General features: G+C 73.9%; 7 protein-coding genes and 1 pseudogene. 6 read left to right on the top strand and 2 right to left on the bottom strand.

Annotated elements, in window-relative coordinates; translation table 11 throughout:
- The 4 genes and pseudogenes from WDV06_RS34055 to WDV06_RS34040 form a co-directional block, all read left to right on the top strand.
- Positions 1-336: pseudogene (locus WDV06_RS34055) on the top strand (hypothetical protein); the annotation flags it as partial.
- Positions 337-343: 7 nt separating this feature from the next.
- A complete protein-coding gene (locus tag WDV06_RS34050) occupies positions 344-2,407 on the top strand; it encodes a SpoIIE family protein phosphatase (RefSeq protein WP_395513688.1) in 2,064 nt (687 codons plus the stop codon).
- Between the two features lie 67 nt (positions 2,408-2,474).
- Positions 2,475-3,335: an Fpg/Nei family DNA glycosylase gene (locus tag WDV06_RS34045; protein ID WP_395513686.1), complete on the top strand. Its 861-nt coding sequence runs from the start codon at positions 2,475-2,477 to the stop codon at positions 3,333-3,335.
- Positions 3,336-3,362: 27 nt separating this feature from the next.
- Positions 3,363-3,752: a hypothetical protein gene (locus WDV06_RS34040; RefSeq protein ID WP_395513685.1), complete on the top strand. Its 390-nt coding sequence runs from the start codon at positions 3,363-3,365 to the stop codon at positions 3,750-3,752.
- Between the two features lie 29 nt (positions 3,753-3,781).
- On the opposite strand, the gene WDV06_RS34035 is transcribed toward WDV06_RS34040, so the two are convergent.
- Positions 3,782-4,243, bottom strand: coding sequence for a hypothetical protein (locus tag WDV06_RS34035; protein ID WP_395513687.1), 462 nt, complete (start codon positions 4,241-4,243; stop codon positions 3,782-3,784).
- 256 nt (positions 4,244-4,499) lie between these two features.
- Entirely contained in the window at positions 4,500-5,033 is a 534-nt protein-coding gene (locus tag WDV06_RS34030) for a sigma-70 family RNA polymerase sigma factor (RefSeq protein ID WP_395513684.1), read from the bottom strand.
- 326 nt (positions 5,034-5,359) lie between these two features.
- Here WDV06_RS34030 and WDV06_RS34025 point away from each other — a divergent pair, with 326 nt between their 5' ends.
- Together WDV06_RS34025 and lysX are read left to right on the top strand one after the other, a co-directional pair.
- Positions 5,360-6,574 (top strand): CapA family protein, encoded by a 1,215-nt coding sequence (locus WDV06_RS34025; RefSeq protein WP_395513683.1) that lies wholly within the window; start codon positions 5,360-5,362, stop codon positions 6,572-6,574.
- A 231-nt stretch (positions 6,575-6,805) separates the two neighbouring features.
- On the top strand, positions 6,806-10,114 hold the full coding sequence (gene lysX, locus WDV06_RS34020) for a bifunctional lysylphosphatidylglycerol synthetase/lysine--tRNA ligase LysX (protein WP_395513682.1): 3,309 nt from the start codon (positions 6,806-6,808) through the stop codon (positions 10,112-10,114).
- The last annotated feature ends 264 nt before the right edge of the window (positions 10,115-10,378 follow it).

The following is a 10,378-nucleotide window of genomic DNA, read 5'->3' as shown; positions in this document are numbered from 1 at the left end:
TCCACCGAGGACGTCACCGCCGCCTTCCTGGAACTGGGCGCCTACCTGGGCGGCCTGGTCCGCCTCAAGCGCACCGCCCGGCCGACCGCTCCCCAGGAGCCGCCCTCCACCCCGCCCGGGGACCTCCCGAGCGGTACCACCACGCCCGCCGACCCCTTCTCGGACGCCCCGGCGTCCCCCGTCGCACCCGTCCCCTCCGAGCCGGGGCTGACCCCCGACCCCGAGGACGTGCCGTCCACCGGCCCGGCCGCGCCCTCCGACCCCTTCGGCTCCCCCGACCAGCACCAGGGCACCGACCAGGGCACCGAGCAGCCCCCCTACCTGGAGAGCGCCTGACCCGGCGCTGTGTCATGGTGGATCGGTGCCGAGCACCGTATCGCTGCCGGAGGACTGGCCCGCACACCCGGACCGGTCCCTGTCGCTGAACCGGATGGGCAGTTTCGACTGGGACCTGGTCACCGGTCTCATGCACCTGGACACGGCGGCCCTCGACGTCTTCGACACGCCCCCCGAGGAGTACGACGGGCGGCCGGAGTCGCTGGGCCGCCGTGTCCCCGCCGGCGAGGCGGCCCGGCTCGACGCGCTGGTCTCCAGCGCCCTCAAGAGCGGCTCGGACAGCTACGGGGCGTACTTCCGCCTCCGCTGCCGCGACGGCCGGATGCGCTGGACCCACACCCAGGGCCGCGTCATGCGCGCAGGCGACGGCCGCCCCTACCGCATCATCGGCATCGTCCGCGACGCCACCGAGGAGCTCAGCCACTCCGCCGAACGCCTCGGCCTGGACGAGGAGCGCCGCCGCCAGACCTCCGTCGTCGAGTCCACCACCGCCGCGCTCGCCCACGCGCGCACCGTCAAGGACGTCATCGACGTCATCGGCGACGCCCACGGACTGGAGCGGCTCGGCTCGATGGGCATGGTGATGGGACTGGTCGAGGCGAACCGGATCCACCTGGTGGCGGAAGGCCCGGCCGGCAGCTTCGTCCCCGGTACGCGCTACACGCGCATCGACGAGCAGTACCCGATGAGCGAGGTCGTCCGCTCCCTCCAGCCCCGGTTCCTGGAGTCGGCCGAGGAGTTCGCCCAGGGCTACCCCGCGCTCTGGTCGAAGATCTCGTACATGCGGATCTCGGCCGCCGCCTACCTGCCGCTGATCGCCCAGGCCCGCCCGATCGGCGCGCTCGGCCTGCTGTACGAGGACAAGGAGGGCTTCACCCAGGAGGAACGCAACCTGCTGGTCGCCCTCGGCAGCAGCATCGCGCAGAGCCTCCAGCGGGCCATGCTCCTGGAGCAGGAGCACGACCTCGCCGAAGGCCTCCAGCAGGCCATGCTGCCCCGCCGCATACCGGCCGTCCCCGGTGCCCGGATCGCCGTCCGCTACCGGTCCGCGCGGATGGGCCAGGACATCGGCGGCGACTGGTACGACGTCATCCCGCTGCCGGGCGGCCGCGTCGGGGCGGTCATCGGCGACGTCCAGGGCCACGACACGCACGCGGCCGCCGTCATGGGGCAGCTGCGCATCGTGCTGCGCGCGTACGCCGCCGAGGGGCATTCGCCGGGCACGGTGGTGGCCCGGGCCTCGGTCTTCCTGCACGAACTGGACACCGACCGCTTCGCGACCTGCACGTACGCCGAGGCCGACCTGTCCACCGGGGTGCTCCAGGTGGTCCGCGCGGGCCATATCGACCCCCTGCTGCGGACCCGGGACGGGGAATGCCGCAGGCTGCCGGTGGAGGGCGGGATGCCGCTGGGGCTGTCGGCGGAGTTCGGCCGGCTGGAGTACCCGGTGACCACGGTGGAACTGGACCACGGCGAAACGCTCCTGCTCTGCACCGACGGGCTGGTGGAGCAGCCCGGAGCCGACCTGGACGACGGCATCCGCGCGCTGACCGACATGGTCCGCGAGGGCCCGGACGACCTGCAGCTGCTCGCCGACCGGCTCTGCGAGGTGTCCGACGAGCGGGGCGGGGACGACGACATGGCCCTCCTGCTGCTGCGCCGCGAGGGCGACGGCGCGGCGCGGGCCGGCGGCGGCCGGCTCCGGCAGCACGTCGCCCCCGGAGACCCCGAGGCCCTCGTCGCGGCCCGGCACATGATCGGCGCGGCGGTGCGGGCCTGGGGGGCGCGGAGCCGCGCGGACGAGATCGAACTGGTCGCCGACGAGCTGATCGTGAACGCCCTGATGCACACGGACGGTCCCGCGATCGTGACCCTCCGCGTCCTCAGCGGGCCGCAGCGCCGGCTCAGGGTCGAGGTGGAGGACCGCTCCAGCGCCCTGCCCAGGCGCCGCGACGCGGGGGATGCGGGGGTGTCGGGGAGGGGCCTGATGCTGGTGGACCGGCTGGCGGACGTGTGGGGCGTGGAGCCGAGGGGAAGCGGCAAGTGCGTGTGGTGCGAGTTCGTGGTGTAGTCCCGCGCCGCGGCCGCCGCCGCCGGCCCGGGTCGCGCCCATCGGGCGGGCACGGCACCCTGGGAGGGTGCCGGAGCTGCCGGAGGTCGAGGCGCTGAGGGCGTTCCTCGTCGAACACCTCGCCGGGCGGGCGGTCGAACGGATCCTCCCGCTCGCCGTCAGCGTGCTCAAGACCTACGACCCCCCGCTCACCGCCCTGGAAGGGCGGCCCGCCGGCCCGGTCGCCCGACACGGCAAGTTCCTCGACCTGACCGTCGGCGACCTCCACCTCGTCACGCACCTCGCCCGCGCCGGCTGGCTCCGCTGGCAGGACTCCTTCCCCGCCCAGCCCCCGCGCCCCGGCAGGGGTCCCCTCGCGCTGCGCCTCGTCCTCGACGACGGCGCCGGCTTCGACCTCACCGAGGCGGGCACCCAGAAGCGCCTCGCCGTGTACGTCGTGCGCGACCCCCAGGAGGTTCCCGGCATCGCCCGCCTCGGCCCCGACCCGCTCGCCCCCGGCTTCGACCGGGACGCGTTCGCCGCCCTCCTCGCCGGTGAGCGGCGCCAGATCAAGGGCGTACTGCGCGACCAGGGCGTCATCGCCGGCATCGGCAACGCGTACAGCGACGAGATCCTGCACGCGGCCCGCGTATCCCCCTTCAAGCTGGCCTCCTCCTTCGACGACGAGCAGGTCACCCACCTCTACGAGGCGGTGCGCGACACCCTGCGGACCGCCGTCGAACGGGCCCACGGCCTGGCCGCCGGGCAGCTGAAGGCCGAGAAGAAGAGCGGGCTGCGCGTGCACGGCCGCGACGGGGAGCCGTGCCCTGTGTGCGGGGACACGGTCCGCTCGGTGTCGTTCGCCGACTCCTCGCTCCAGTACTGCCCCACCTGCCAGACCGGTGGCAAACCGCTCGCCGACCGCAGGCTCTCCCGCCTCCTCAAGTAGCGGGCCCGCTGCGTAGACTCCGGCACCATGGCCGAGCAGCAGCAGCAGCCACCGCCCCGGCGGGAGGTCGTCACCGGAGTCCCGCGCGCCGCCCGCCGCAGGCCGCCCGCGTACGCCCCGGCCCGCTCGGAGATCTCCGAGCAGACCACCCTCGGCGCCACCTACGTGCGGGCGCTGATGCGCAGCCAGCTGCGGGCGGCGCTGGGCGCGATGGCGGCGCTGCTTCTGGTGCTCGGGCTGCTGCCGCTGGCCTTCCTGCTGCCCCGGGCGACCGCGGGCACGGTGGTGTGGATCGCGCTGGGGGTGGTGGCGTACCCGGTGATGTGGCTGATCGCCCGCTGGTACGTGGCGCGGGCCGAACGCAACGAGGCGGATTTCACCGGGCTGGTGACCGACCCCTCCGAACCGACGGCCTGACCGGCCCGGGTGCCGGCCCCTCGGACCCCTCAGAACAGGTGCATCGCCAGGTGGCCCAGCGGCAGGCCCAGTTGCCAGGCCGGGGTCCAGACGCGGGCGTTCTCGTCCAGGCCCGGCGGGGGGCCGGCCTGTGCCGGGTGGTCCGGGTCGAGGTGGGTGGCGAACAGCTCGGTGTGGTCCAGCCAGCGCCAGGCCGCCCGGGCCAGTTCCAGGTCGGGGTCCTCTCCGCCGTGCTCTCGGGCCCGCTCGCCCAGGGCGAGGAACCGGGTACGGACCCAGTCGCGCCAGGGGTGCCCGTACGCCGTCAGCGACAGCCACTCGTCGAGCTGCGAGACCACCCGGATCCCGGAGAGCTCGCCGGCCGCGTCCGAGAGGTAGATCGTCAGCGCGAGCGTGTCCCGTCCGGCCCGGAACTCCAGGCTGCCGGCCGGGATCAGCCGGCCCGTGCGCAGCAGCTCGTCCGCGATGTACTCCGCGTAGAGCCACGCCATGGGCACCGCCAGTCCGCCGTCACTGGTGCCGTTCAAACCCTCGGGCTGCACCGTTCCACCTTCTCCCGCGCGTCGAGCCTGCCGCCGTCATCCCCGAGCCTTCACCGGCCGGCTCGCGGAACGGGGGATGTTTACTCAACTTGAACGGACTGATGCCGATTTCGGCGTGGATTGTGTCCGGTTCGTGCGCGTGGAGGGCGTTCCTTGAGTGCTCCTCCGGCGGGGCGCGGGTGTTCCCCGTGCTTGCGCCCCCGGTTCAGGCCCCCAGTCCGTACCCCTGGAGGCCCTTCCGCAGGGCGCGCAGCGCATAGTGCGTACGGGACTTGACCGTGCCGGCCGGAATCCCCAGCTCCGCTGCGGCCTCGGCCACGGAGCGGTCCCGGAAGTAGACCTGCATCAGCACGTCGCGGTGCTCCCGCCCCAGACTGCCGACCGCCCGCCGCACATCGATGGCGGTGACCGAGCCGGCCACCGCGTCCTCGGGCGCGGGCGCCTGCTCCAGAGCGTCCGGCTCGACCTCCTGGGGGCGCGACATCCGGGCCCGGCGGGCGTCGATGGCGAGCCGCCGGGCCACGGTGAACAGCCAGGGCCGCATCGACTCGTGCCCGGTGGCCAGTGCCTCGGGATGCTGCCAGACCCGGACGAGGGTCTCCTGCACGAGGTCCTCGGCGCGCTGGGCGTCCCCGGCCGTGAGGCCGAGCAGGAAGGAGAACAGCGCCCGCCCGTGCTCGCGCTGGAGTGCGGCGAGCGCCTCGGGTTCCGTGCGCTGGAGGGTGGGGGAGGGCGGCACGTCGGTGGCTCCTTCCGGGTCCGCGGGGCGGGGCGGGGGGGCTCCGGGAAAGGGGCGGGCGGGCCCCGTATCCGGCTCCACCCACCCTCACCTGCGCGGAGCCGACCGGGAACCGTCCAGCGCCGGCGTTGCGCCCAAGCACCCGGGTGGTCCGGTGGGCGGCCGCGCCGGACGACGAACGGTTGAACGGCACGGCGAACGGCCGGGGCCGTCGGAGTGAGGCGGGAGCGGGCGGACGGCGCCGCTCCTTGACGTGGACCGACTCCTCCTATGGATTCATCGGATAGGCAGACAATCCGATAATCCACTCAAGGAGAGCCGGTCCGATGACCCAGCGCACCCGGCGTGCCCTCGCCCTGCTGTCGGCCGCCCTGCTGTCCGCCGTGGCCGCCGGCTGCTCCAGCGGCGGCCGTCCCGCCCCCGCCCGGCTGGGCTCCAGCGCCGCCGGCGCCCCCGTCGGCACGGCCGGATCCGCGTCCCCCGCCGCCCCCTCCGCCGCCCGGGGCTTCACCCTGGTCGCGAGCGGCGACGTGCTCCCGCACACCTCGGTCATCCAGCGGGCGGCCGCCGACGCGGGCGGGGACGGCTACGACTTCCGGCCCATGTTCTCCGCGGTCAAACCGGTGGTCTCCGCCGCCGACCTGGCCCTGTGCCACATGGAGACCATCTACGGGGACGACGACGGCCCCTTCAGCGGCTACCCCGCCTTCGTCTCCCCGCCCGCCGTCGCCGACGCCCTCAAGGACGCCGGGTACGACGGCTGTTCCACCGCCTCCAACCACACCCTCGACGACGGCGCCGAAGGCCTGAAACGCACCCTCGACCGCTTCGACAAGGTCGGCCTCGGGCACGCCGGCTCGGCCCGCACCGCCGCCGAGGCGGCCCGCACCACCCTCTACACGGCCGGTTCCGCGAAGGTCGCCCACCTCGCCTACACCTACGACACCAACGGCTACCCGATGCCCGACGGCCAGCCGTGGGCGGTCAACCTGATGCGCCAGGACAAGATCGTCGCGGACGCCCGGGCGGCCCGGAAGGCGGGCGCGGACGTGGTCCTCGTCAGCCTCCACTGGGGCACCGAGTGGCAGACCGAACCCGACGAGACCCAGCTGGCGCTCGGCAAGGCCCTCACCGGCTCGCGGACCGGCGGCCGCCCGGACATCGACATGATCCTGGGCACGCACGCCCACATCCCGCAGGCCTACGAGAAGGTCGACGGGACCTGGATCGTCTACGGCATGGGCGACCAGGTCGCCGGCGAGATGTTCAACCACAGCGGCGCCCGCGACATGCGCGGCAACTACGGGTCCATCGCCCGCTTCACCTTCGCCCCGCCCGCCGCGCCAGGACAGCGCTGGCGGGTCACCCGGGCCGAGTTCGTCCCGCAGATGATGGACCTGTCCACCGGCCGGGTCGTCAACCTCCCCGCCGCCCTCGCCGAGGACCCCGGCAACACCGAGTACGAGACCGCCCAGGACGCGATCACCGAAGCCGTCCTCAGCCGCGGCGCCGCCGAGGACGGGCTGAAGCGCGGCCGGTAGGGCGCCCGGGACACGGGCCCCCGGCCCGCGCAGCGGCGCGTCCGCGGGACCGCCGGCCGCGCGCCCGCGGGCACCACCGCCGGGGAGGACGACGCGCCGTCCACCCGCGCGGAGGACCGCCCGCGGCCCGTCCCGGCCCGTTCGAATGCCGTACCCGCCCGCTCCGTCACCCTGCCGAGGCCCACCGCGCTCGGCGCGCGCGGCGGCGCGGCCCTCCCTACAGTGCATGGCATGAGTGCCACGCAGGAGCAGACCCGCGGTACCCGCAACAGGTTCCTGAACCGGGTCCCGGACGCCTTCGGGGCGTTCTTCGGAACGCTCGGCCTGCTGTGCGCGCTGCTGGCGCTGTCCCCGGTGCTGCGGGGCCTCCTGCGGCCCGTGGTGCGCTTCCTCGACGATTTCGTGGTGCCGGTCAGCGAGAACCTCGCGTACGCCGTCTTCCTCTTCCTGCTCGCCGCCGCGCTCGGCATCCGCAAGAAGATCGCCTGGTGGATCGTCGTCACCTATCTGGCCCTGCTGATCCTCGTCGACGTCCTGATCATCGCCGACGGCGACCTCTGGGTCGGCGGCCTCTCCCTGGCCCTCGCGGTCGCCGCCCTCGTCGTGCTGACCGCCGCCCGCAAGGAGTTCTACGCCGCCTCCCGCCCCGGCGCCGTCTGGCGCGCCCTGCTCGTCCTGGGCCTCGGCCTGCTCGCCGCCGTCCTCCTCGGCTGGGCCCTCGTCGCCCTGTTCCCCGGCACCCTGCCCAAGGACCAGTGGCTGGACTGGGCGGCCAAGCAGGTCTTCGGCGGCCTCTTCTCCGCCCGGCAGTTCGACGGCCGGCCGCCCCGCGCGCTCTACTTCCTGCTCGGCCTCTTCGGCGCCCTCGCCCTGCTGAACGCCGCCGCCACCCTCTTCCGCTCCCAGCGGCTGACCGCCGCCCTGCACGGGGACGAGGAACTCCGCATCCGCGCCCTGCTCGCCGCCTACGGCCGCGCCGACTCCCTCGGCTACTTCGCCACGCGACGCGACAAGGCCGTCGTCTTCGCACCCAACGGCAGGGCCGGGGTCACCTACCGCGTCGAGGCCGGGGTCTGCCTCGCCAGCGGCGACCCGGTGGGCGACCCCGCCGCCTGGACCCCCGCCATCGACGCCTGGCTGGCCGTCGCCCGCCGCTACGGCTGGCAGCCCGCCGTCATGGGCGCCTCCGAGGACGGCGCGACCGCGTACGCCCGCTCCGGACTCAGCGCCCTCCAACTGGGCGACGAGGCCATCCTGCACGTCGCCCACTTCGACCTCGACGGCCGCGACATGCGCGTCACCCGGCAGGCCGTCAACCGGGTCAAGCGCGCCGGCGCCACCACCCTGATCCGCCGCCACTCGGCCCTGACCGACGAGGAGATGCAGAAGATCATCGACCGGGCCGACCACTGGCGCGACACCGAGACCGAACGCGGCTTCTCCATGGCCCTGGACCGGCTCGGCGACCCCGCCGACGGGGACTGCCTGCTCGTGGAGGCCTTCGACGGCCAGGGCGAGCTGATCGCCCTGCTCTCCTTCGTCCCCTGGGGCAAGGACGGCATCTCGCTCGACCTGATGCGCCGCGACCGCGCCGCCCCCAACGGGGTCATGGAGTTCATGGTGGCCCAGCTCTGCGCGGCCGCCCCCGGCCTCGGCGTGCGCCGGATCTCCCTCAACTTCGCGGTGTTCCGCTCCGCCTTCGAGGAGGGCGGCCGGATCGGCGCCGGTCCCGTGCTCAAGCTGTGGCGCAGGCTGCTGCTCTTCTTCTCCCGCTGGTGGCAGCTGGAGGCCCTCTACCGCTCCAACGTCAAGTACGGCCCCGAGTGGTACCCCCGCTTCCTCTGCTACCAGGACGCGGGCTCGCTCGCCCGGGTCAGCCTCGCCTCCGGCATCGCCGAGGGCTTCGTCTCCGTGCCCAGCCTGCGCAAGCTGTGGGGCAAGGGCCACCAGCCCAGGGGCCTCACCGCCCCCGTCGACACCGCCGACCTGCCCTCCATCGAATCCCTCGGCCTGGATCTCGTGAGGGAGGAGGGGGAACACGCGCCCGCCGAGCGGATGCCCGAGCAGGTCCGCGTCCGCCACGCCAAAATGCAGCGGATCCGCGACGCCGGCACCGACCCCTACCCCGTCGGGATCCGGCAGCGCACCCACACCGCCGCCCAGCTCAGGGCGGCGCACCCCGGCCGTCTCCCGGCCGGCTCCCGCACCGGCGAGCCGGTCGTCCTCGCCGGCCGGGTGATGGTCGTGCGCGACCTCGGCGGAGTGGTCTTCGCCGTCCTGCGCGACTGGACCGGCGACGTCCAGCTGATGTTCACCCGCGAGGAGTCCGGCCCGGACGCGCTGGACTCCTTCACCTCCCAGGTCGACTTCGGCGACCACGTGGTGGCCGGCGGCACCGCCGCCGCCAGCCGCGCCGGAGAGCTGTCCGTCCTCGTCGACTCCTGGCAGCTCACCGGCAAGTGCCTGCGCCCCCTTCCCGACAAGCGCAAGGGCCTGGCCGACCCGGAGGCCCGGGTACGGCGCCGCTACCTGGACCTGGTCGCCAGCCCCGACGCCCGGGACGTCGTACGGGCCCGCTCCAGCGCCGTGCAGGCGCTGCGCCAGGGCCTCCTGGACCGCGGCTACCTGGAGGTCGAGACCCCGATGCTCCAGCAGATCCACGGAGGCGCCAACGCCCGCCCCTTCCGCACCCACATCAACGCCTACGACCTCGACCTGTACCTGCGCATCGCACCCGAGCTCTACCTCAAACGGCTGTGCGTCGGCGGCATGGAGAAGGTCTTCGAGATGGGACGCACCTTCCGCAACGAGGGCGTCTCCTACAAGCACAATCCCGAGTTCACGATGCTGGAGGCCTACCAGGCCTTCGCCGACTACGACGTGATGCTCGACCTGACCCGCGAGCTCATCCAGGGGGCCGCCACCGCCGCCTTCGGGTCGCCCGTCGCCCACAAGGCGGGCCCCGACGGCAAGCTCGTCGTCCACGACATCTCCGGGCCCTGGCCCGTCAAGACCATGTACGGGGCCATCAGCGAGGCCCTCGGGGAGGAGGTCGACGCCGACACCGGGGAACACCGGCTGCGCCTCCTGTGCGACCGGGCCGGTGTCCCGCACGGGCCCGAGGACACCCGGGGCGACGTGGTCCTGGAGATGTACGAGCGGCTGGTGGAGGAGCGGACCAAACTCCCCACCTTCTACAAGGACTTCCCCACCGACGTCTCCCCGCTCACCCGCCAGCACCGCAGGGACCCCCGCCTCGCCGAGCGCTGGGACCTGGTGGCCTTCGGCACCGAACTGGGCACCGCCTACTCGGAGCTCACCGACCCCGTGGAGCAGCGCCGGCGCCTCACCGCCCAGTCCCTGCTGGCGGTGGGCGGGGACCCGGAGGCGATGGAACTCGACAACGACTTCCTCGACGCCCTGGAGTACGCCATGCCGCCCACCGGGGGCCTGGGCATCGGGGTGGACCGGCTGGTCATGTTCCTCACGGGTCTGACGATCCGCGAGACGCTGCCGTTCCCGCTGGTGCGCCAGAGCTGACCGGGTGGCTGGTCCGGGCGGGTGAGCCGGAGGGGATGCCTCCGCGCCTCTCGACATCTTCGGCGATGTCGTTGATACGTAGTAATAATGACAAATGACGAGCCGACAGTAGGGCGACGCGTGCTCCTGCGTACCGCCGTCTTCCTCGGAATCGCGGCCGCCGCGTCCTCCGGACTGCTCGACGTGGGCGGGGGCGGCTCCCCGGCCGCACCGCCCGGACCACCCCCCGGCGGGGGCCCGGCGGGCGGCGCCGCGCCGCCCGCC

This window comes from Streptomyces racemochromogenes (assembly GCF_044129415.1).
GTDB classification, from domain to species: domain Bacteria; phylum Actinomycetota; class Actinomycetes; order Streptomycetales; family Streptomycetaceae; genus Streptomyces; species Streptomyces racemochromogenes_A.
This window is presented reverse-complemented; position numbering and strand designations above follow the sequence as displayed.